We start from the raw sequence: 21,134 nt of genomic DNA, 5'->3' as shown, positions 1-21,134 counted from the left end.
CTGCGGGGTTTTGTCTTTGTGGCGACGGGAATAAGTGCCCAGCTGCATTGCCGGCGCGTGTCGAGCGGTGCCTATGCCTGACAACAGAAGCTGGTCGTGCGCGGGGCGCTAATACGTCGGCGCGGGGCGCGGCTATGCGCTGCTGGCCTCAAGACATCCTTGGTATATCGCTTTAATTAAGAAACCCCTCGCGGCTGGCGCCGCGAGGGGTTTTTGTTTGGGTTCGATGTTTTCGAGGTTAGGGGAGCTGGCGGCGCAGGGCCTCGAAGAACAGCTCGGACTGCAGGCGTTCGCTTTGAATCTGTGCGGCGACCTTCGCTGCGATTTCCGCGTTGACGGGTTCGAGCGGACGCCCGGTGGATTGCGCGAGGACTTGCGCGGTACAGGCGCGTTCGAGGAAGAATAGGTCGTCGTACGCGTAGTCGAGTCGTTCCCCGCAGACGACGACGCCGTGATTGCCGAGAAAGACGATGTCGGCGCCCTGCATGGCGTGGGCGATGCGTTCGCCTTCAGTCACGTCCAACGCGAGTCCGTTGTATTCCGCGTCGATGGCAAGCCGGCCATGGAAGCGCATGGCGTTTTGGGACAGGGTGGTGTCCAGGCCTCGATCGGAAGTCAGGGTGAGCGCGGTGGCGTAGGGCATGTGGGTGTGCAGCACACAGGCCTTGCCCGCGACGCGATGGATCGCAGCGTGGATGAACATGGCTGTCGGTTCGACGTCATGCCGGCCCGCGAGTTTGTTGCCATACGCGTCGACGAGCACGATGTCTTCCGCCTGGACCTCGTTCCACATCAGACCTCGAGGATTCAGGAGGAAATGATCGGGGTCGCCGGGCAAAGCTACGCTGAAATGATTGCAGACGCCTTCTCCCAAGCCGTGAGCTGCCGCCGCACGTAGTGCCAGCGCTAGATCCGTGCGCAGTGCGGTTACGGGATCGGCATGGAAGAGTGCGTCGGCAAAACCGGGTTCCTGGTTCATGGCAACCTTCAATAAGAGATGGGAGGGGGATCAAAGCCAGCCGGCGTCGCGAAACAGGTCCGGCACGCGATCCAGAGTTGCTACGGTAGCCTCAGGGCGGTAGTCAGGCAAGGGCTTGCGGCCGGTGCCGCGGTCGATCCAAACGCACCGGAAGCCGATGTCTCGGGCCGCGACGAGGTCCAGGTGCGGGCTGGCGCAGATGTGCACGACGTCTGCTGGGGTGACCCCCAGCGCTTGATGGGCGTGAGCGAAGGTGGCGCGTGACGGCTTGTAGGCGTGGGCCTGCTCGGCCGTGATGACGCGGTCGATATGGCCGCCCAGTTGAGCGACGTTGCCGGCGATGATGTCGTCGTCTGTGTTCGAGATGATGCATAGGCGGAAGCTGGCTTGCTTGAGCTTGCCGAGCGTGTCGACGACCTCGGGAAACGGTGGCATGCGGGAAATGCTGCTCGTGAGCGTCTCTGCGTCTTCGGGATGGTATGGAAGGCCAAAATGCGCCATGGTGAGCCGCAACGATTCGCGGGTTACGTCAGCGAACTTGCGGTAGGGCGGGGTGCGCTCGAGGCGGTGCTCGTGATCGTCGTATTCGTGCAGGAACTCCGCAGCGGAGGGCCGTGGCGTGGACCCGGGGTGGGCCTCGAGGATCTTTTCCACTGCCGCCTGCAGGCCTTCGTCCCATTGAATGAGCGTGCCGTAGCAGTCAAAGGTGAGCCATTGGGGGCGAGCGTGATCGAGGGGCATTTCGGTTCCTTCGGCGATGGTGGAATCTACAGCGTAAGATCCTCTGGCTGAAGTTGTAAAATTAATAAAACGTGCATGGTCAGTTGATTGATTAATAAGCCCGTCCTGTGGGAAGTCTTTGGCGGGCGAAAGTCCAACAAGAGTTGAACCGGATGCTTGATCTTGAACTATTGAAGACGCTGGTCTGCGTCGTGGACGAAGGCAGTTTCACCCGTGCCGCCAGCCGGGTGCATCGCACGCAATCGACCGTCAGTCAGCAGGTGCGCAAGCTTGAACAGAGCGTCGGCAAGACGTTGCTGCTTCGGGACCGTGCCGGCGGCAATGTGTCGGCAACCGAGGACGGCGAGCTGATGTTGGCCTATGCGCGACGCTTGCTGGCGATCGCAGGGGAGGCGGAGCACGTGTTGTCAGCGCCTCGGACCGCGCGGGTGATACGCCTGGGTGTGCCGGAGGACTTCGATGTGTCGCGGTTGACGGTGCTGCTGGCCGAATTTGCCGCGCGCCACGCGCAGGTGCGCTTGGAAACGCTTAGCGGCATGAGCACGGATCTTCGTGCCGGGCTGGCGTCGGGCGACTTGGAACTGGCGCTGGTCAAGCGGGAGCCTGGCGATGGCCCTTGCATTGCGGCATGGCCGGAACGCCTGGTCTGGGTCGGCGGCCGACAGCGCAACGAGAAGGCAGCGGTGGTGCCGTTGGTTCTATTTCCGCAGGGATGTGTGTATCGCAAGCGGATGATCTATGCGCTGGAAAGCGCGGGGCAGCCGTGGCATATCGCGTATCACAGCCATAGTCTGGCCGGCGTGCAGGCCGCGGTCGCGGCAGGTTTGGGGATCAGTCTGTTGCCGACCTCGGCGCGGCTGGAGACGCACGTTGAACTGGCCGCTGCAGACGGATTTGCCGATGTGCCGCCGACCGAGCTGGCGATCGTGGGCGACGCGCGCGGGCTTGGCGCCGTCGGGATCGATCTGCTGAATGCGCTGAAGCAGGCGATTGACGGGGACTTGGCACCGTGCGCGCCTTAACGCTGGCGATCAGCTGCGCTGGAATCAGCGCACGTCGCCGTCGAGGTAGAACCAATGTCCGTTCTCGCGCAGGAAGCGGCTGGTCTCGTGCATGCGGCTGGCGCGGCCGTCAAGGCGGCTTCTGGCTACGAATTCGACGGTGGCGTGTTCGGCGTCCTGGTCGGCTGCGGCCTTGATCTGCAGGCCAAGCCATTTCAAGCCAGGCGAATTGGGCTCAAGAGACGCGGGGCGCGTGCTGGGATGCCAAGTGGCCAGCAGGTAGGGCAGCTTGTCTAGCACGAAGGCGCTGTATCGCGAGCGCATGAGGGCTTCGGCGGTCGGGGCTTGAAGCGATTGCGGACCGTCGTGCCATCGGCCGCAGCAGTCGGCGTAGGAACGAGGACTGCCGCAGGGGCAAGGCGTTTTGGTGTGGCTTGGTTGCTTCGGCACGGCGGGGTGGTTGAAGTAAGTTGTTTGGCGAGAGGGAATCACGCCAACAGGTCGGTGTATTCAGGATGGCGACGGATGTAGGCGTCGGCGTAGGAGCAGTAGGGTCGGACCTTCCAGCCTTTTTCGCGCGCCGTGAGCAGTGCTTGGCGGGTCAGTTCGGCGGCGATGCCGCGGCCGCCGACCGCACTGGGCACGCCCGTGTGCGTGATCGCCATGGCGTCGTTTTCGAGCCGATAGTCCAGGACGCAGAGTACGCCGTCGACGGTGGCGGTGAAGCGGGAACGGTCGGTGTCGTGAATTACGGAAATCATTCGAGAAAACTCCTTCGTTGGTGACGAAGACGGTCGGAGAGGGAATGCACTTCTTGCCGAGAGCAGGGTCCTGTCTCACGACCGGGCACCCGTCTCACGATCAGGCACTTAAAAGCGGAGCAAGTTTCGGACCTGCGCAAAGCGTCGCCGGTGGAGAGGCTTCGCCTGAGGAATAGCGTCGCCTGAGGAATAGCGTCGCCGGTGGAAAAGCTTGCCCGTGGAAAAGCTTGCCCGTGGAAAAGCTTGCCGGTGGAAAAGCATGCCGGCGGAAAAGCATGCCGGCGGAAAAGCGCGCCACCCCATTGCGCATGACGTTTGAGCAAGATTCTCCAATATCGGCTTCGTACATAAATCGCGGCGCACCCTCGGTCGCCCCGCCGTGCGGCGCTTGGATTGGCTTTGGCTGCCGACGTTCGATGTCGAACTCCCCGATGTTAGCGCCGCCGAACTGAGCGCTCCGGCGTCCCTTTCCGAGGGTCTCACCGGCGCAACACTTTGATCAACGCAGTAAGTTGGGCGTCGCGGGCTTCCACGAGGTCTGCGATGCTTTGGTGGCCGGCTTCGGCGTTGACGCCTTCTATCAGGCGTTGTTGCAGCGCCGGCGTGACCTCGGGCGTGCCGAGGTCGTCCCACCAGGTTTGCACGGGTCCGAGCAAATGGTGCATGAAGTGCGCGAGACCGCCTTCGCCTCCGCCCAGGTTGAACGTCATGTGGGGACCGAAAAGGGCCCAGCGCAGGCCGGGGCCTTGGGAGACGGCGGCGTCGATGTCCGCCACGCTGGCGACGTTTTCGGCGGCCAGGTGGATGGCCTCGCGCCATAAGGCGGCTTGCAGGCGGTTGGCGATGTGGCCGGGGACTTCCCTGTTCAGGCGGATGGGGTGTTTGCCTATGCTGCGGTAGAAGTCGATGGCGCGGTCCATGGTGTCGGCGGAGGTTTGGTCGCCGCCGACGACTTCGACCAGCGGGATGAGGTGGGGCGGATTGAAGGGGTGGCCGATCACGAAACGCTGGGGATGCCGGCAGCGTGACTGCAAACGGCTCATGATGAGGCCGGATGAACTGGAGGCGACGATGACGTGCGGGGGCAGGATGGCGTCGATGCGGGCGAAGAGGTCGGTCTTGAAATCTTCGCGCTCGGGCGCGTTTTCCTGGACGAAGTCGACGCCAGCCAGGGCGGTTTGCAGGTCGGGGTCGAAGCGCAACGCCTCGGCGGTGGCGCCGGGGCGCATGTGGCCGAGCTCGGCCAGGACCGGCCATGCCGCCTGAACACGGGCAATGGTCTGGGCCTGTGCATGCGGGCCGGGATCGCTGACCACGACTTCCAGCCCGTGTGCGAGAAACAGGGCAGCCCAACTGGCGCCGATGGTGCCGGCGCCGACGATGGCGACGCGGCGGATGGGGCCGGGGTTGGAAGAAATAGAACTGGGCGGAACGGAACTGGCCGAAGCAGGACCGGGCGAGGCAGAGCTGGACGAAGCAGGACCGGACAAAGCAGGACCGGACGAAGCAGGGCTGGACGAAGCAGACCCGGACGAAGCAGACCCGGACGAAGCAGGACCGGACGAAGCAGGACTAGACGGCGCAATGCTGGACATGCAGGTCTCCTTTGTTGGGTTTGCTGCATTGTGAAGCAAAGCAAGGGCCGTTGCCACGCGGGCAGGGCGGCGGCAACATATGGACTTTCCGACCTCTCGGTAGCCTTGCATGAGTCCGACGCCCGCGCGCGAAACCGTTCCGTATTTCTGCCAATGGGAGTCCGCGCATCGGGCGGGCGAGATCATTCGCAAGGAGCTGGATCTGGCGCACGACCCCGCATGGCGCGATTCCGGCGCTCGGGATCTGCACGAATATGTACGCTGGGCCAGCCACGTCTGCGGGATGGCGTGTTTGAAGATGGTGTTGGCGGCACGGACGGGGCGCGTCCATCCGACTTTGGCGCTCGCCCGCGGCAGCTTGCCGTATGGCGCCTACATCGAGGAAGCGGACGGAAACATCAAAGGTCTGATCTATGCGCCATTCGTGCGATATGTCGCTGACGTTTTTGGTTTGCATGCGCAGGTGCGCGTCGATCTGCCCGCGTCGGACCTGCCGGGTCTGATGGCGCAGTCGGATTACTTCATGGCGTCGGTTCATCCCTGGATCCGATGGCCCGACAAGGAGCCGCCGAAGAAGGGCGGACATCTGGTGCTGGTGACGCGCGCCACACCCGCGTCCGTGATGTTTCACAACCCGTCGGGTGAGCCGGGTGCGCAAGCGGATGTCGAGCTGCCGCTGGCTGATTTCGACAGGTACTACGCTGGCCGCGGCGTCGCGATTCTGGCGGCCGGCTGACGCCGGATACCGCTGCACGCTCAGGCGTTGCGGGAACGGCGCAGGTAGCGCGCGGTCAGTACGACGGTGATGACGTAGCTGACCGTGATCACGCTGTAGGCCGCGGGCAGGCTGGCATGCCAGTCCGGCAAGCGATGCAGGATGGTGCCCATGACCGCAACGCCGACCAACGCGCCGGATTGGCGATTGGCGTTCAAGGCTGCCGCCGCGCTGTTGGCGTGCTGGCTGCCAGAGACCTGCATGACGATGCTGGTCATCGCAGGCACCGCGATGCCGACGCCCAGATTGGCCAGGGCGACGACAACGGCGAAGGGCCAGTAGGCGACGCCGGGCGTAAAGGTGGCGATGCCGATGGCGCTCATCACCGCCGCGAGCAAGACGCCGCCCAGCAACGAGGCCGACAGGTTCCAGCGCGCGGACACGCGGCCCGAGATGAGATTGCCGATGGAGAACACCGCCAGCATCGGGACGAGTTCGATGCCCGTCTGCAACGCATCGGCGCCGCGCGCGTGTTGCAGGAACAGGCTCAGCAGGAACAACTGGCCGTATGACGCGAGATTGATGAGGAAGCCCACGCCGTTGGCGGCTGCGAATTGGCTGGTGGCGAAGAGCGCGCGCGGGATGATGGGCTGGGCGTGCCGACGTTCGCGCTGCACGAGCAGCGCCGTGGCGGCCAGGCTCAGCAGCGCCGTGGCCGCGATCAGCGGGGAGGTCCAGCCATACGCGTTGCCCTGGATCAGGACGAAACACAAGGCAGACAGTGCGACGACGCCGAGCAGGTGACTCAAGGGGTTGAGGGCGCGGGGACGCCGCGGCGCGGTTGCGATGCGGCGGCGGGCGAGCCACAGGCCGGCCAGACCCAGCGGGATGTTGATGAGGAAGATGCCGCGCCAGCCGAACTGGTGGATCAGCGCGCCGCCAAGCAACGGTCCGGATGCGCCGGCGACGGCCACAATGGCTGACCATGCGGCCAGCATGCGGTTGCGCACGTTTTCGTCGACATAGGCATGCGTGAGCAGGCTGAGCGAGCTGGGCATGAAGAGCGCCGCACCGACGCCCTGCAGCATTCGCGCCGCGATCAGGGCGTCGGCATTTGGCGCCACTCCGCATAGCAGGGACGCGGCGGTGAAGACGCCCAGCCCTGCCAGGTAGAGCGTCTTGGCGCCGTAGCGGTCGGCCAGCGCGCCGGCAACCAGCAGCAACGCGGCGAAGGTCAGGGTGTAGCCGTCAACGATCCAGACGAGGTCCGTGAGCGGCACGGAGAACTGGAGCGCGATGCTGGGGATTGCGACATTGACCACCGTCACGTCGAGCATGGCCATGACAAAGCCCACGGCCAAGGTGATCAAAGGCACCCATCCCGTGGCGGGAGCGGGCGGCACGTCCATTGAGATGACGGGGCGGCAGGCGGAGGACATGGCGGGCTTCTTTCAAATTGCGCAACGCGCAGAGGGTGCAAAGCTTAGGCGCTTCCTTTGATGCAAAAAAGCCCTATAACTGCTTTATAGTCATGCAAAACTGCATCACGGATTCGCAAATGGATTGGGATAACGCACGGATATTTCTCGCGATCTACCGCGTGGGCACCCTACGCGGCGCGGCGGCGGTTCTGCAGATCGACCAGGCCACCGCCGGCCGGCGCCTGGCTGCGTTGGAGGTCTCGCTGGATGCGCGCCTGTTTCTGCGCACGCCCAGCGGATACGTGCCCACGGCGGCGGGCGAGCTTGCGTTTGCCGCCGCCGAACGCATGGAGCAGGCGGCGGACCAGCTTCAGCGCCAGATGCAGGGGCTGGATCACCGGCTGTCGGGCGTGGTCCGTGTCGCGGCTTCGGAAACGGTGGCCCGCTACTTCATCATGGAGGCCATCAAGCGGGTCCATGCCGAACACCCGGATATCCGCGTGGTGCTGTCCACGGGCATTCAGATCAGCAATCTGACGCGCCGCGAAGCCGATCTGGCCATCCGCAACATCAAACCCGACAACCCCGACCTGATCCATCGCCATCTGGCGCGCAAGGAGGTGGGGTTGTACGCGTCGCGGGCGTACCTGGCCGCGCATGGTGAACCCAAGCCCGGCACCGCGTTTGCGGGGCACACCCTGATCGCGTATCAGCAGGCCGTGCTGCCCGGCTGGTCGGACTCGCTATGCGGTGAGCCCACCCGCAACGGCCGCATCGGCGTCGAGGTGAATTCCGGGCTGATGATTATCGACGCGGTGGTGGCGGGACTGGGCATCGGCGAGTTGCCGACCCACATGGCGCCGGACCATCCCGAACTGGTGCGGATTTGGCCCGCCCGCAGCGAGGCCTATGATCTGTGGCTGGTGATGCATGGCGACCTGAACCGCACCGCGCGCGTGCGGGCGGTGGCTGACGCGATTGTCGACGTCTTCGAAGAGAGCAATTAGCGGTAAGCCGAGGGTTGTGGAGTGGCGAGACTGGCGCTAAGGTTTGCTGGCCCGCAGAAAAATCCACATCCTCAGGAGTCGCGCGTGTCCGATCTTTGGCGTTTGTCCGCAGTTGAGCTTGCCACCCTTGTCCGCAAGCGTGAGGTGTCCGCCGTGCAGGCTGCGCAAAGTGCGCTGCAACGGCTCGATGCCGTCAATCCCGCGATCAACGCGGTGGTGGATCACCGGCCCGAGGACGTGCTGGCGCAGGCGGCAGAGGTGGACGCGGCGCTTGCGCGCGGGGAAGATCCCGGCCTGCTGGCGGGTGTGCCCGTCACCGTGAAGGTCAACGTGGATCAGGCGGGCTTTGCCACGACCAACGGCGTGCGCCTGCAGAAAGACCTGATCGCCGATCGGAACAGCCCCGTCGTCGACAACTTGCGGCGGGCCGGCGCGGTGATCGTGGGACGGACCAATACGCCGGCGTTTTCGCTGCGCTGGTTTACCGGCAACGCGCTGCATGGCGACACGCGCAATCCCCGAAACCCGGCGTTGACGCCCGGCGGCTCGTCGGGCGGCGCCGCGTCTGCGGTAGCGGCCGGCATCGGGCATCTGGCGCATGGCACGGATATCGCTGGTTCGATCCGTTATCCGGCGTATGCGTGCGGCGTGCATGGCCTGCGTCCGTCGCTGGGCCGGGTGGCGGCGTATAACGCGTCGTTGCCGGAGCGGTCGATTGGCGGGCAGATCACGGCGGTGTCGGGGCCTTTGGGGCGCACCATTGCCGATATCCGGTTGGGGCTGGCCGCACTGGCCGCGCCGGATCCGCGTGATCCGTGGTGGGTGCCCGCGCCGCTGACCGGCCCGGATGTGCCGAAGCGGGCCGCGCTGTGTTTGAACCCCGACGGCATGGACACCGATCCGGCCATCGTGAAGGCATTGCAGGAAGCAGCGCGGCGGCTGAGCGAGGCAGGCTGGACGGTCGATACCCTGGACGCGATACCCCCGATGCAGGAGGCCGCCGACTTGCAGATCCGCATGTGGATGGCCGATGGCTATGACGCGATGTTGGCGGCGGCGGAAAAAGAGGGCGACCGCGGCGCGCTGGTGGCGCTGGCCGGGCAGCGAGACAAGGCGGCAAGCGCCGATCTGACAAGCTTTTCGGCGGTGCTGACGCGCCGTGCGACGCTCACGCGCCTGTGGGAGGTGTTTTTTGCCGAGTATCCGGTGCTATTGCTGCCGGTGTCGGCGGAATTGCCGTTCCCTGACAACCTCGACCTGCAGGGTGATGCGGCCTACGCGCGGGTCTGGCGCGCGCAGATGACCCAGATCGGGCTGCCGTTCATGGGACTGCCCGGACTGTCCGTGGCCATGGGCAGCGCGATGAGCAGTGCGGGGCCCAGTCCCGTGGGCGTGCAGGTGGTGGCGGGTCGGTTCCGAGAGGACCTGTGCCTGGCGGCCGGTGAAATCATCGAGGCGGGGGGCGAGGCAGTAAGCATCGCGGAGCCGGCGTTTCGATAACAGCGTCAACGGCGACGGGCCGGGGGGCGGTGGTCGGTGACCGTGGCTTTGCTTTTGGCCGGTAGCTGTGACCCGCGACCGTCGCAGTGAATCGTGGGTTGCGCCAGGGCTGGCCCCGCCTCATCCAACGGCGTGCGTGTTCAACCGCCGAAGCGCACCTTCAGCACGCCCAGATCGCCGTACGTCAGTTCGACGTCCTTATTCGCGGGGACGTCCAGGAAGCCCGCGTACGATCCGGTGATGACATGCTGGCCGGCCGTCAGACCCAAACCTTGCTCGCGCAGGAAATTGGCCAGCCAATAGAGTCCGGCCTTGGGGCGGTCGTTGGGGTGGATGCCGGCGTGCTGCTCGACTTCGAGGCCGTCAACCTTCAGCGTGATGGTCATGCAGCCCGGCGCCGCATCGGGCGACGAAATGCGCGGGCCTAGCACCAGTCCCTGATTGAACATGTGGTCCGCCAGCAGTTCGGGCAGGCTGGCGTGTTCCGGGGACGCGTAGCGACAGCCGAGGACTTCCAGCGCCAGGCGGGCGCCGCCCACCGCGGCGTCGATCTCGGCTTCGGTGTACGGTGTGTCGCGCGGTGGCAGGTCGCGGGCAAGCTCAAATGCGATCTCGGGCTCAATGCGCACGATGTCGCTGCTGGCGGCGACGGGGCCGGCCGCGGCGTCCGCCGTGCCAGATGCGTAGATGGGCGCCACGACGGTTTTTTCCGGAGACGGCAGCGCGCTTTTCCAGGCAGCGATGCTGTCTTGGCGAGTCTCGCGCAGCAGTTCGGCCGTGCGCTGCTGCACCGCAAATGCCTGGCCCAAGGATTGCGGGCGGCATTCGGCGGGCAGGCGCGGGCCGGCGATGCCCGACTGGCGCGCGGCGATCAGGAAGCGCGCCGCGTCGACGCTGCCGGGATAGTCTTCAAATTTGATCTGCATGCGTTCAGGCTCCAAGGAACAGCATGATCCACAACACGATCATGGCGATCAGGCCCAGCCAGCACGAGCCCCAGAAACCCACGATCGGCCATTTCAGGGCGAGCGGGATCTTCTTGGGTTCGACGTGGGACAGCAGGTCGTTGGCGTTGCCGATCAGCCAGAATCGCGTGCCCGGAAACATCAGGCGGAAAAAGTAATCCAGCATGATCGCGGCCTGGATCGCCAGCGGAAATTGCTTGAACGGCCGGTGCTGCAGGTACGGGTGTTTGAGTGCCGCATTGACCTGCTTGGTCTTGACGAAGAACAGCACGATGCCGCTGATCGTGCAGGTGATGAAACAGAGCACGAAAAGGCTGAAGGCCATGGCCATGACGGGTGAATGCATGGGGATCTCAACGATGCGCGGCCGGGCCGCGTGGGATGGACAAATTCAGGCAAAAAAGCTGGCGCTATTGTAGAGGGCTTGGCGCGGCCCCGTGTTCAGGGCCGCGTCAGTACGAGCGCGGGCGCGCCTGGGGCTGTCAGCCGCGGGTCTGGCCTTCGCCGTTCAGCACCCACTTGAGCGTGGTCAGGCCTTCCAGGCCCACGGGGCCGCGCGCATGCAGACGGTTCGTGGAGATGCCGATCTCGGCGCCCAGGCCGTATTCGAAGCCGTCCGCAAAGCAGGTCGGCAGGTTGACGTAGACCGAGCTGGAGTCGACCTCGCGCTGAAAGCGCTGGGCCGCCGACAGGTCTTGCGTGACGATGGCGTCGGTGTGACCCGAGCCGTAGCGCGCGATGTGTTCGATGGCGTCGTCCAGGGTGTCGACGATGCGCACGGCCAGGATGGGCGCGAGGTACTCGGTGGCCCAGTCTTCTTCGGTGGCGGGTGTGGCGTGCGGCAGCAGCGCCAGCGTGCGCGGGCAGCCCCGCAGTTCCACGCCGTGTTCGGCGAAGGCGGCGGCCAGGCTGGGCAGGATGGACACGGCGGCCACGGCGTCGATCAGCAGCGTCTCCATCGCGCCGCAGATACCGTAGCGGTAGGTCTTGGCGTTCAGGGCGATGGCGTGGGCCTTGTCCGGATCCGCCGCGGCGTCGATGTAGATGTGGCAGTTGCCGTCCAGGTGCTTGATGAGCGGCACGCGGGCCTCTTGGGACAGGCGGGCGATGAGGCCCTTGCCGCCGCGCGGCACGATCACGTCGATGTGTTCGGTCATGGTGATGAGGGCGCCCACGGCCGCGCGGTCGGCGGTGGCGACGACCTGCACCGCATCCTGCGGCAGGCCCGCGGCGGCCAGGCCCGTTTGCACGATGCGGCCGAGCGCCACGTTGGAGTGCAGGGCCTCGCTGCCGCCGCGCAGGATGGCGGCGTTGCCGGACTTCAGGCACAGGGCAGCGGCGTCGATGGTGACGTTGGGGCGCGATTCGTAAATGATGCCGATCACGCCTAACGGCACGCGCATCTGGGCGACGCGCATGCCGTTGGGCCGGACGGTGGTGGCGGTGATGCTGCCGATGGGATCGGGCAGGGCGGCGATTTGGCGCAGGCCTTCTGCCATGTGCGCCAGCGTCTTGTCCGACAGCGTCAGGCGGTCCAGCAGCGCGGGCTCCAGCCCATTGGCGCGGGCGGCGGCCACGTCTTTCTCGTTGGCGGCTTTCAGTTCGTCGTGGCTGGCGGCCAGGGCGTCGGCCATGGCGATCAGCGCCTGGTTTTTGGCGGCGCTGTCGGCGCGCATCATGGCGCGCGAGGCGCGGCGGGCGTTTTCGCCCAGGGTGAGCATGGCTTGTTCGATGGAGGACGAGGACATGGCGGCGTCGATCATGTGATGGGGCGGCGCGGGCGCCGCCTGGAGATTCAGTGTATATCCGGCTGTCGGGCCGGGCGAGATCCGGTCTGGGGACCGGGTGTGGGAGCGCAAGGGGGACAAGACGAAGGCGGCGGCGAGGCTGCCTTCACGGTCGTCTGCCGGCGGCGGCCACGCGCAGGGCCAGCCGGGTCATTTCTTCCCAGGGATCCGAGAGGCGGCCGGGCACCGAGAGGCCCTTGATGAGGCGGTCGACCTCGTGGGCGTGCTGCACGGCAGCGGGCCAGACGCCGGGCTGGACCCGATTCAGGGCCTGCAGCGCCAAGCGTTCGTGGGCGCCGAAGATGCGCAGGCGGCGCATGAGGCCGTTCGCATCCTGTCCCAGCGCGCGCGCCTCGGCAATGCGGGCAAGCAGGCGGATTTCTTCGCCGACCGCCCAGAGCACCAGCGGCAGGGCTTCGCCTTCGGCGCGCAGGCCGTCGATCATGCGGATGGTGCGGCCGATGTCGCCGGCCAGCATGGCGTCGCGCAGGCCGAAGACGTCGTAGCGGGCGACGTTCAGCACGGCGCGCTCCACGTCCTCGGGGGCGAGCTGGCCCTCGGGGTAGAGCAGACCGAGCTTCTGGATTTCCTGGTGGGCGGCCAGCAGATTGCCTTCGACCTTGTCCGCCATCCATTGCAGGGTGGGGTTGTCGGCGCGCTGGTTCTGACGCGCCAAGCGCATGCCGACCCAGGCGGGCAGGCGGCCGCGTTCGATGTTGGCGATGTCGACGGCCATGCCGGCGCGCACCAGCGCTTGCATCCAGCGGCTTTCGCGGGTGGCCTTGTCCAGGCGCGGCAGGGCGATCAGCACGAGGGTATCGGCCTCGGGCTGCTTTTCGGCCTGTTCGGCCAGCTTGGTCAGGGTGTCGGCCCCGGATTTGCCCGGCTTGCCGGTGGGGATCTTGATTTCAAGGATGCGGCGGTCGCCAAACAGCGACACGCTCTGGGTGGCGGCAAGGACCGCGCTCCAGTCGCTTCGCGCGTCCATCACCATGGACAGGCGCTCGGTGTAGCCGGCGTTGCGCGCGGCGGCGCGCAACGCGTCGACGGCTTCGGTCACCAGCAGCGGTTCGTCGCCGGAGACCGTGTACAGCGGCGCCAGCCGATTGCCGGGCCGCTGCAGGTGTTCGGCCAGCCGATCCGCGTCCAGAGGCTGTGCCATGGGCTATCGGACGTTGGTCGGGTCGGTGACGGACGGCGTCTGCCAGGGGGTGGGCACGCGCGGCCGCTGCGGTTCATTCGGGTTGAACAGCGGCGCGTTTTCGTCGTCGCCTTCCTGCGCGGCTTCGAATGCCTTGTGCACGTCAGGCGCGGTGATGCGGCGCAGCACGCGCGAGACCAGATCGCGTTGCATGGCCTTGAACAGGGTGTCGATCTGGCCCTGCTTGGCCTGCACGACCTGATCGTCGTACGGCATTTCCCGGTAGATGGACAGCGTCGTGTCCGGGACCAGCGCGCGGCCCTGGGCGTCGATCAGGCGGAACGTGTAGTTGATGCCGAGTTCGTAGGATTCCACACGGCCCTGAGCGTTGAGCGAGACCTCGCGCAGCGTGCGCGAGTCATTGACCTGCTGGAGGATCGCCTGCGCTTCCTTGGGCGTGTCAACCAGCTTGGTGTCGGGCGAGGCCGCGCGCAGCGCGCGGCGCACGTCCGCGCCGAACTGGGTGGTATCGGGGATGCCCACGTACAGGCGTTCGAACGGCATCGGGGTCACACCGCGCAGCGCGAAACCGCAGGCGGTGAGCAGCATGAACAGCGCCAGGCAGGCGCCGCGCAGCAGCCAGGATTGGCGGGAGAGTTGCGATTGTTGCCCGGCGAAATACATGCTTGACCTCATCAGCCTACGACGTTGACCAGTTTGCCCGGAACCACGATGACACGCTTGGGCGGACGGCCTTCCAGGAATCGGGCGACCTCTTCCTGGCTGGCGGCCAGCTTTTCGATGTCTTCCTTGGGGGCCTTGGCGGCCACGCGGATGGAACCGCGCAGCTTGCCGTTGACCTGCAGCATCAATTCGATCTCGTCGGCGACGAGTGCGGCTTCGTCCACGTGCGGCCACGGCGCATCGAGCAGGTCGCCGAGCTCCTTGGCGTAGCCCAGATCCTGCCACAGGTGCCAGGTGACGTGCGGCACGACCGGGTACAGCACGCGCAGCAGGACGCCGACGGTTTCGGCATAGGCGGCGTCGGCCTCGGCGCCCTCCGGCAGCTTGGCGTCGTCGATGGCGTTCAGCATCTTCATGCAGGCGGACACGACGGTGTTGTACTGGATGCGCTGGTAGTCGTAGTCGGCCTGCTTGAGCAGTCCGTAGACCTCGCGGCGCAGATCCTTGACGGCGGCGGGCGCCTGCGTCCAGTCCGTACCCTGGGCCAGGCCGCGGGCGATGGCTTCGCGATGGCCGTAGCTGATGGACCAGAGGCGGCGCAGGAAGCGGTTGGAGCCTTCGACGCCGGAGTCGGACCATTCGAGGGTCTGCTCGGGCGGGCTGGCGAACATGACGAACAGGCGGGCCGTGTCGGCGCCCAGCGTGTCGATCAGGGATTGCGGATCGACGCCGTTGTTCTTGGACTTGGACATCGTGCCCACGCCGCCGTAGGTGATGGCCGAGCCGTCCGACTTCAGCTTGGCGCCGACGATCGCGCCGCGATCGTCATAGACGTTGTCGACGTCTTCAGGCCAGAAATACTCGATGCCGCCCTGAGGCGTCTTGCGCGAGTAGATGTGGTTCAGCACCATGCCCTGGCACAGCAGCTTGGTGAAGGGCTCGTCGAAGTTGAGCAGGCCCATGTCGCGCATGACCTTGGTCCAGAAGCGCGCGTACAGGAGGTGCAGCACGGCGTGCTCGATGCCGCCGATGTACTGGTCCATCGGCATCCAGTAGTCATTGCGCTGGTCGACCATGGCGTTGTCGTTGCCGGGCGAGGTGTAGCGCATGAAGTACCAGGACGAGTCCACGAACGTGTCCATCGTGTCCGTTTCGCGGCGCGCGGGCTTGCCGCACTTGGGGCAGGCGCAGGACAGGAAGGCCTCGTTCTTGGCCAGCGGATTGCCGCTGCCATCGGGGATGAGGTCGTCGGGCAGGACCACGGGCAGGTCCTTTTCCGGGACCGGCACCGGGCCGCAGTCTTCGCAGTGGATGATCGGGATCGGGGTGCCCCAGTAGCGCTGGCGCGAAATGCCCCAGTCGCGCAGGCGCCACGTGGTCTGCTTTTCGCCCAGGCCCTTTTCGCCGAGGTCGGCCGCGATGGCGTCCACGGCTTCCTTGTAGGACAGGCCGTCGTACTTGCCGGAATTGATGGTGCGGCCCGATTGCTTGTCGCCGTACCATTCCTGCCAGGCGTCGGTGGAGTAGTCCTTGCCGGCCACGTCCACGACCTGCACGATGGGCAGGTTGTATTTCTTGGCGAAGGCGAAGTCGCGCTCGTCGTGCGACGGCACGCCCATGACGGCGCCGTCGCCGTAGGTCATGAGCACGTAGTTGCCGACCCAGACTTCGACTTGTGCACCCGTGATGGGGTGCGTGACGAACAGGCCCGTGGGCATGCCTTCTTTTTCACGCGTGGCCATTTCGGCCTCGGTGGTGCCGCCAAGCTTGCATTGTTCGATGAACGCGGCCAGCCGCGCATTGTTGGCCGCCGCGTGCGAGGCCAGCGGGTGTTCGGGCGCCACGGCGCAGAACGTCACGCCCATGATCGTGTCGGCGCGGGTGGTGAAGACGTACAGTTTGCCGTCCTGGATCAGCTGGCCGTCGTGGCCGGCGATCTGGTGCGGGAAGGCAAAGCGCAGACCTTCGGACTTGCCGATCCAGTTTTCCTGCATCAGGCGCACGCGCTCGGGCCAGCCGGGCAGGTCGTTCTGAACGGCGCCCAGCAATTCATCGGCGTAATCGGTGATGCGCAGGTAGTAACCGGGGATCTCGCGCTTTTCAACGAGGGCGCCGGAACGCCAGCCGCGGCCGTCGATGACCTGTTCGTTGGCCAGCACGGTCTGGTCGACCGGGTCCCAGTTGACGACCTGGGTCTTGCGGTAGGCCACGCCCTTTTCGAGCATCTTCAGGAACAGCCACTGGTTCCATTTGTAGTACTGCGGATCGCAGGCGCACATTTCGCGCGTCCAGTCGATCGCCAGACCCATCGCCTTCATCTGCTTCTTCATGTAGGCGATGTTGTCGTAGGTCCACTTGGCGGGCGGCACCTTGGACTTGATGGCGGCGTTTTCCGCCGGCATGCCGAACGCGTCCCAGCCCATGGGCATGAGCACGTTGTAGCCGCGCATGCGCAGCTGGCGGGCCATCATGTCGTTGATGGTGTAGTTGCGCACGTGGCCCATGTGCAGCTTGCCGCTGGGGTAGGGCAGCATGGAGCAGGCGTAGAACTTGGGCTTTTCGGAGCCGTCGGGGTTCTTGGCGTGTTCGTGGACCAGATAAACGTCGCGGGCCTGCCAGTCTTGTTGGGCGGCCGCTTCGACGGTAGTGGGGAGGTAGCGTTCCTGCATGGGCTCGTGCGCGGTGGCAAAAAAGGGGTGAGCCGCCCCATCGCGCCGGGGCGCGGTGGCGGTCAAAACCCCTGATTATAGGAGGTGCTAGGCGCTGGCAGGGGGCGAGGGCATTTCGGGGATGCGCGCACTGGGCGCAAGCGCGCCATAAGCCAGCGTGAGGGTTGCCAGGACAGCGCCCGCGATCACCACCGCGGGCCAGCCGAAATGGGCGTACAGCCAGGACGATACCAGCGAACCCGACGCGCCGCCGATGAAGTAGCAGGTGACGTAACCGGCGGTCAGGCGGCTGCGCGCCTCGGGCCGCAGGCGGTAGATGGAGCTGGTGTTGGTGACGTGTACGCCCTGGATCGCCAGATCCTGCACCAGGATGCCGGCCAGCAGGGCAAGCACCGACACCTGCCCGAAGGCCATCAGTCCCCAGGAACCCAGGAGGAGGAGCAGGCCCACGCGGGTGGCGAGGTTGCCCAGACCGCGGTCGGCAAGGCGTCCGAAGCGGTTGGCGGCGTATGCCCCGGCAGCGCCCGCCAGGCCGAACAGGCCAATGGTGGTGTTGCTGTATTCATAGGGCGGGCCCGCCAGAAGGAAGGTCAGCGGCGTCCACAGCATGCTGAAGGCGGCAAACAGCAGCCCGCCGATGAGGGACCGGGCGCGGAACAGGGGTTCCTCGACGAACATGCGCAGGATGGAACCCAGCAGTTGCGGATAGCTCATTGCCGTGGGGCTCTGGTAGCGGGGCAATACTCGCCACAGGACGGCGGACATGCACAGCATCAGGATGGCGGCGACCCAATACACCGTGCGCCAGCTTCCCACGTCGGCCAGCGCGCCCGCCGCGGTGCGGGCCAGCAGAATGCCCAGCAGCAGCCCGCTCATGACCGTGCCCACGGCCTTGCCGCGCTCGTGGGGCGCCGCCAGCGTGGCCGCGAACGGCACGAGAATCTGGGCGACGACGGACAGCATGCCGGTCAGCGCGGTGCCGATGATGAGCATCGAGATGCTGGTGGAGAAGGCGGAAATCAGCAGGCCGCCCGCCGACAGCAGGTTCATCAGCACGATCAGCGAACGGCGCTCGAACATGTCGCCCAGCGGCACCAGCAGCATCAGCCCCACGGCGTAGCTGAGCTGCGCGGTGGTGACGATCGTGCCGGCCGTGGCGTTCGAAATCGAGAACTGCTGGCCGATGGTGTGCAAGAGGGGCTGCGCGTAATAGTTGCTGGCGACGGCCAGGCCGGTCGCCACCGACATCAGGAGGATGATGGGGGCGGTGAGGGTCGGGGTGGTTTGTTCGGTGGAAGTCACTGATCTGAAGCGGAAAGGATATTGAAGATGAAGCGGTCGCTACGGGTTAGGCACCGACGCTGCCGGGCGTGTCCTGGTCCTGCTTGAGCAGCAGTTTCTTCAGCAGACCGGCCAATTGCCGGCGCTCGGCCGCCGACAGCGGTTCGAGAAACTCATTCAGATCGGCCAGATAGTCCTTGAGCACGACCTTGATGACGCGCAGACCTTCGGAGGTGAGCGACACGATGATGCCGCGCCGGTCCTCGGGATTGGGATTGCGCACGAGCAGCCCGGCCTGTTCCAGCCTGTCCAGCCGATTGGTCATGGCGCCGGACGTGAGCAATAAAGCTTCCACCAGCTTTTGCGGATTCATGGCGTGGGGGGCGCCGGTGCGGTAGAGCGTGGCGAGGACGTCGAATTCGCCCTGGTGCAGGTTGTATTGGCGAAAGGTGCGGTTGACGTTGCGGGCCGCGAAGGCGTTCAGGCGGAAGAGACGCGCAACGACCGACATGGCGGAGAAGTCTTGCGACGGGCACTCTTTGGCCCACTGGGAGATCACGAGATCGACGAGGTCATTCATGGCGAGTGGCTGTTGTTTTAATGTGAAGTATCTTCACGTAAAGACAAAATTCTAGCAGCGGCTCGAGATCTACGCAAAGCGGGGGCGGCATAACGCCACGCGCGGACGGCATAACGCAAAGCGTGCGCGAAAAAAGAAAGGCCCGCCTCTTGCGAGGCGGGCCTTTCCGGCTTGACCGGAGACTGCGCGTAATGAAATTACTGCGCGGCGTCCTTCAGCTTCTTGAGCGGGCGAACCTTCACCTTGACCGAAGCCGGCTTGGCGGGGAACCAACGCTCTTCGCCCGTGAACGGATCCTTGCCGAAGCGCTTGGCCTTGGCGGGAACCTTTTGCACGGCAACCTTGAACAGGCCGGGCAGCGTGAATTCGCCAGCGCCCTTCTTGTCCACGGAACCCAGCACCGAGGTTTCCAGGCTGGCCAGGACGGCCTTGACCGACTTGGCTTCGACGCCCGATTGCTCAACGATGTAGGCGATGAGCTGGGTCTTGTTCATCGCGGCCTTGATGGCCTTGGGGGCGGCAGCGACCTTCTTGGCGGCGACGGCCTTCTTGGCAGCCGGCTTCACGGCGGGCTTGGCGGCAGTTGCCTTCTTTGCGGGCGCCTTGACGGCGGTCTTGGTGACTTTCTTGGCAGGAGCTTTAGCTTTCGTGGCCATGGTCAAAATCCGTATGTTGAGGACATGGAGCAGCGCGTGCCGGATATCGGCATTTGACGCTACGCGCCCGATGATAGCGGAAGAGTGGCGGTAAAAGCGGCTTTCCAACGGGTTTTAAGCCACTGTTTGTTGTTTTCGACGCAGAAAAGTGCTTTCTGCAAGGGGTTTCGCAAGATGTCGTGACATTCGCCGGCGATTTCGCGGGCGATAGTCGCAGGACGCGCGCGAGAGGGAAATCGCTGTGAAAGCGCGCGGGCAGACGTTGTCGCGAGGCATGCGGATGAACCTATCCGGCGGCGCATGTTCCAATTGCGGGCGGCGCGCGCGGCAGGCAGGCGCGGAGAGTCCCTGAAATCAGGCCTTTCCCTTGCGATCGCGCGCACCCGAAGAAAACCAGAACATGGAAGTGAAGCAGCTATATGTTGATGAGGAAGTTGGCGGCGAGCCTGCTCGTTGCGACCGCTTGTATATCCAGCGCAATGGCGCAATCGATGCCCGCGCCAGCGCTGTCGGCCAAGGCCTGGCTGCTGCTGGACGAGACCAGCGGCCAGGTCATCGCGTCGCACGCGGCTACGACGCGCATCGAGCCGGCGTCCCTGACCAAGATCATGACGGCCTATGTGGTGTTCGATGCGTTGACAAAGAAAGAGCTGACGGCAAATCAGTTGGTCACGATCTCAACGCGGGCCTGGAAGGTGCCGGCGGGAAGCTCGAAGATGTTCCTGGAGCCCAACTCCAAGGTGTCGGTGGACGACTTGCTGCGCGGCCTGATGATCCAATCGGGCAATGACGCGGCCGTGGCGCTGGCCGAGGCCGTGTCGGGCAGCGTCGAAGCCTTTGTCGCGCGCATGAACGACACTGCCGCGCGTCTGGGCTTGCACGCTACGCGTTTCGCCAGTCCGCACGGGCTGCCGGATCCGAATACGTATTCCACCGCGAGCGACCTGTCGATCCTGGCCACGCGCTTCATTCGCGATTTTCCTCAGCTCTACAAGACCTACGATTCGGCCAAACAGTTCACCTTCAATAAGATCACGCAGCCCAACCGCAATCGGCTGCTGTGGCTGGATCCCAGCGTTGATGGGTTGAAGACCGGGCATACGGCATCGGCCGGTTACTGCCTCATCGCCTCGGCGCGCCGGCCCAATGGCAACGACCAACGACGGCTGATCACCGTGGTGGTCGGCACCGCGTCCGACAAGCTGCGCACGCAGGAAAGCCGCGAGTTGCTGGAATGGGGCTTCCAGGGGTTCAATACCATCAAGCTCTACGCGAGCGGGCAAACCGTCGCGACGCCGGAGGTCTGGAAGGGCGAGGCGGACAGCATGAAGGTCGGCTTCTCGCGGGACGCGTACGTCACCGTGCCCGCCGGCGCGAAGGTCGAATCGGTCTGGGCGCCGCAGGCGCCGCTGGTTGCGCCGATCGCCGCGCAATCGACGGTGGGCGAACTGCGGGTGACGGTCGACGGCAAGCCCGCCATGCACTTCCCGGTCGTCGCGCTGGAGCCGGTGGCCGAGGCGGGCATTGCCGGCCGCGCGTGGGATTCCATTCGTTTGTGGTGGCGCGGCACGCAGGGATAACGCAACACGATTTCGGAGGTGGGCGATGGCAGTGAGCTTTCCAGGCGGGCCGGCCGCGGCGCCGGGCCCTG

Annotated in this window: 20 protein-coding genes; 5 read left to right on the top strand and 15 right to left on the bottom strand. The window is 65.5% G+C overall.

Annotation, left to right across the window (positions count from 1 at the left end):
• Window positions 1-238 precede the first annotated feature (238 nt).
• Together B3446_RS10740 and B3446_RS10735 are read right to left on the bottom strand one after the other, a co-directional pair.
• A complete protein-coding gene (locus tag B3446_RS10740) occupies window positions 239-979 on the bottom strand; it encodes an aldolase (RefSeq protein ID WP_291380825.1) in 741 nt (246 codons plus the stop codon).
• A 30-nt stretch (window positions 980-1,009) separates the two neighbouring features.
• A complete protein-coding gene (locus B3446_RS10735; protein ID WP_291380823.1) occupies window positions 1,010-1,720 on the bottom strand; it encodes a haloacid dehalogenase type II in 711 nt (236 codons plus the stop codon).
• A gap of 152 nt (window positions 1,721-1,872) precedes the next feature.
• Between B3446_RS10735 and B3446_RS10730 the strand changes: the two genes are divergently transcribed.
• A complete protein-coding gene (locus tag B3446_RS10730; protein WP_291380830.1) occupies window positions 1,873-2,742 on the top strand; it encodes a LysR substrate-binding domain-containing protein in 870 nt (289 codons plus the stop codon).
• Between the two features lie 24 nt (window positions 2,743-2,766).
• Here B3446_RS10730 and B3446_RS10725 read toward each other — a convergent pair whose 3' ends face one another.
• The 3 genes from B3446_RS10725 to B3446_RS10715 form a co-directional block, all read right to left on the bottom strand.
• On the bottom strand, window positions 2,767-3,171 hold the full coding sequence (locus B3446_RS10725; RefSeq protein WP_291380821.1) for a YchJ family protein: 405 nt from the start codon (window positions 3,169-3,171) through the stop codon (window positions 2,767-2,769).
• A 38-nt stretch (window positions 3,172-3,209) separates the two neighbouring features.
• Window positions 3,210-3,482, bottom strand: a complete 273-nt coding sequence (locus tag B3446_RS10720) for a GNAT family N-acetyltransferase (RefSeq protein WP_291380819.1) — start codon at window positions 3,480-3,482, stop codon at window positions 3,210-3,212.
• 479 nt (window positions 3,483-3,961) lie between these two features.
• Window positions 3,962-4,900, bottom strand: a complete 939-nt coding sequence (locus tag B3446_RS10715; protein ID WP_291380828.1) for a 3-hydroxyacyl-CoA dehydrogenase NAD-binding domain-containing protein — start codon at window positions 4,898-4,900, stop codon at window positions 3,962-3,964.
• A gap of 286 nt (window positions 4,901-5,186) precedes the next feature.
• Between B3446_RS10715 and B3446_RS10710 the strand changes: the two genes are divergently transcribed.
• On the top strand, window positions 5,187-5,813 hold the full coding sequence (locus B3446_RS10710; RefSeq protein WP_291380818.1) for a hypothetical protein: 627 nt from the start codon (window positions 5,187-5,189) through the stop codon (window positions 5,811-5,813).
• Window positions 5,814-5,833: 20 nt separating this feature from the next.
• Here the strand turns inward: B3446_RS10710 and B3446_RS10705 are convergent, their stop codons facing one another.
• Window positions 5,834-7,231, bottom strand: coding sequence for an MFS transporter (locus B3446_RS10705; RefSeq protein ID WP_291380816.1), 1,398 nt, complete (start codon window positions 7,229-7,231; stop codon window positions 5,834-5,836).
• Between the two features lie 119 nt (window positions 7,232-7,350).
• Here B3446_RS10705 and B3446_RS10700 point away from each other — a divergent pair, with 119 nt between their 5' ends.
• Together B3446_RS10700 and B3446_RS10695 are read left to right on the top strand one after the other, a co-directional pair.
• Complete coding sequence (locus B3446_RS10700) at window positions 7,351-8,220, top strand: LysR family transcriptional regulator (RefSeq protein WP_191578730.1); 870 nt, start codon at window positions 7,351-7,353, stop codon at window positions 8,218-8,220.
• An 84-nt stretch (window positions 8,221-8,304) separates the two neighbouring features.
• Window positions 8,305-9,720 carry an amidase family protein gene (locus B3446_RS10695; RefSeq protein WP_291380813.1) on the top strand — a complete coding sequence of 472 codons (1,416 nt, stop codon included), beginning with the start codon at window positions 8,305-8,307 and terminating at the stop codon, window positions 9,718-9,720.
• 140 nt (window positions 9,721-9,860) lie between these two features.
• Here the strand turns inward: B3446_RS10695 and B3446_RS10690 are convergent, their stop codons facing one another.
• From B3446_RS10690 to B3446_RS10650, 9 genes are all read right to left on the bottom strand, one after another.
• Complete coding sequence (locus tag B3446_RS10690) at window positions 9,861-10,646, bottom strand: 2-keto-4-pentenoate hydratase (protein WP_191578732.1); 786 nt, start codon at window positions 10,644-10,646, stop codon at window positions 9,861-9,863.
• A 4-nt stretch (window positions 10,647-10,650) separates the two neighbouring features.
• A complete protein-coding gene (locus B3446_RS10685) occupies window positions 10,651-11,031 on the bottom strand; it encodes a hypothetical protein (RefSeq protein WP_175125197.1) in 381 nt (126 codons plus the stop codon).
• 136 nt (window positions 11,032-11,167) lie between these two features.
• Window positions 11,168-12,448, bottom strand: a complete 1,281-nt coding sequence (locus B3446_RS10680; RefSeq protein ID WP_409558304.1) for a glutamate-5-semialdehyde dehydrogenase — start codon at window positions 12,446-12,448, stop codon at window positions 11,168-11,170.
• 130 nt (window positions 12,449-12,578) lie between these two features.
• A complete protein-coding gene (gene holA / locus B3446_RS10675) occupies window positions 12,579-13,634 on the bottom strand; it encodes a DNA polymerase III subunit delta (RefSeq protein ID WP_291380808.1) in 1,056 nt (351 codons plus the stop codon).
• Between the two features lie 3 nt (window positions 13,635-13,637).
• A complete protein-coding gene (gene lptE, locus B3446_RS10670) occupies window positions 13,638-14,297 on the bottom strand; it encodes an LPS assembly lipoprotein LptE (protein ID WP_191578734.1) in 660 nt (219 codons plus the stop codon).
• An 11-nt stretch (window positions 14,298-14,308) separates the two neighbouring features.
• Window positions 14,309-16,966 carry a leucine--tRNA ligase gene (gene leuS / locus B3446_RS10665; protein WP_291380805.1) on the bottom strand — a complete coding sequence of 886 codons (2,658 nt, stop codon included), beginning with the start codon at window positions 16,964-16,966 and terminating at the stop codon, window positions 14,309-14,311.
• A gap of 87 nt (window positions 16,967-17,053) precedes the next feature.
• Complete coding sequence (locus B3446_RS10660) at window positions 17,054-18,214, bottom strand: MFS transporter (RefSeq protein WP_191578798.1); 1,161 nt, start codon at window positions 18,212-18,214, stop codon at window positions 17,054-17,056.
• Between the two features lie 100 nt (window positions 18,215-18,314).
• Window positions 18,315-18,827, bottom strand: a complete 513-nt coding sequence (locus B3446_RS10655; RefSeq protein ID WP_291380803.1) for a MarR family winged helix-turn-helix transcriptional regulator — start codon at window positions 18,825-18,827, stop codon at window positions 18,315-18,317.
• 197 nt (window positions 18,828-19,024) lie between these two features.
• The gene (locus B3446_RS10650; protein ID WP_063954526.1) at window positions 19,025-19,483 is read right to left on the bottom strand and encodes an HU family DNA-binding protein; all 459 of its coding nucleotides are present in this window, start codon (window positions 19,481-19,483) and stop codon (window positions 19,025-19,027) included.
• A 419-nt stretch (window positions 19,484-19,902) separates the two neighbouring features.
• On the opposite strand from B3446_RS10650, the gene B3446_RS10645 reads away from it, so the two are divergent.
• Window positions 19,903-21,063, top strand: coding sequence for a D-alanyl-D-alanine carboxypeptidase family protein (locus tag B3446_RS10645; RefSeq protein ID WP_291380799.1), 1,161 nt, complete (start codon window positions 19,903-19,905; stop codon window positions 21,061-21,063).
• Window positions 21,064-21,134 lie beyond the last annotated feature (71 nt).

The organism is Achromobacter sp. UBA5777 (genome assembly GCF_002418565.1).
Classification (GTDB): Bacteria; Pseudomonadota; Gammaproteobacteria; order Burkholderiales; family Burkholderiaceae_B; genus Achromobacter; species Achromobacter animicus.
This window is presented reverse-complemented; position numbering and strand designations above follow the sequence as displayed.